2 pseudogenes are annotated in these 925 nt (G+C 52.6%); both read right to left on the bottom strand.

What is annotated here, in order from left to right:
* Positions 1–291: pseudogene (locus GBM95_RS11845) on the bottom strand (glucose-6-phosphate isomerase); the annotation flags it as partial.
* 16 nt (positions 292–307) lie between these two features.
* Positions 308–925: pseudogene (locus tag GBM95_RS11840) on the bottom strand (phosphomannomutase/phosphoglucomutase); the annotation flags it as partial.

The raw sequence follows: 925 nt of genomic DNA, 5'->3' as shown, positions 1-925 counted from the left end.
GTCCGCGAAGGCAAGCATGCGTTCACGCTCCGCGTTGACTTCTTCGTAGAAAGGCGCGGAAGCGTCAAATGCACGAAGCGACGTATGCAATGCCGCGCGATTTTCCGATAAATTGACGACTTTTCCGTCGCACATCCGGCGAAACGAACCCTGCAGATCGATTTCTTCCGCATAGTGAATGAAATCGTCGAAATCCGTCTGCGTCAGGCGCTGTTTGGATAAATCCAGCGTAATGCCGCAGGCGGAAACGAAGGTTTGAGTACAGTGTTCCCTGAGAAAGGGCTTGCTCATATTCTTTTTTCTAGTTTTACCGAATATTCAGCTCGGGATCGACGCGAAGCATTTCGGTGATAAAACACTGGCGAATACGTTTCAGAGATTCGCGGGTATCGCCTTCGAAACGTAGAACGATGACGGGCGTCGTGTTTGAGGCGCGTGCCAGTGCAAACCCGTCCCGCCATTCGACGCGTACGCCGTCAATCGTTATGACGGATTCCGCATCGTTGAAACGACAATGCTTCTGGAAATCGGCAATGAACCGCTTGTTCTCCCCTTCCTCCGTCGGGATCTGGATTTCCGGCGTGTTGACCGCATTCGGGAGCTCATGAAGAACAGTTGAAGGCGCTTCGCTTCTCGAGAGAATTTCAAGAAGACGAACGGCGGAATAAAGACCGTCGTCAAACCCGGTCCATCGTTCGTCGTTGAAGAAGAGATGTCCGGACATTTCACCGGCGAACGGCGCACCGGTTTCGCGAAGCTTGGCCTTGACAAGCGAATGCCCGGTTGGACTGATGACGGGGATGCCGCCCTTTTCACGGATCCAATCGACAAGCTTTCGAGAGCATTTGACGTCATAGACAATCTCTGCTCCCGGATGCGAGCGAAGAATGTCTTCTGCGAAAAGCATCATGAGACGATCGGGATA

It is taken from the genome of Sutterella seckii, assembly GCF_009183815.1.
Taxonomy (GTDB): Bacteria; Pseudomonadota; Gammaproteobacteria; order Burkholderiales; family Burkholderiaceae_F; genus Sutterella; species Sutterella seckii.
Note: the sequence above shows the minus strand (reverse complement) of the source record. Positions and strands in the feature narration are given on the sequence as shown.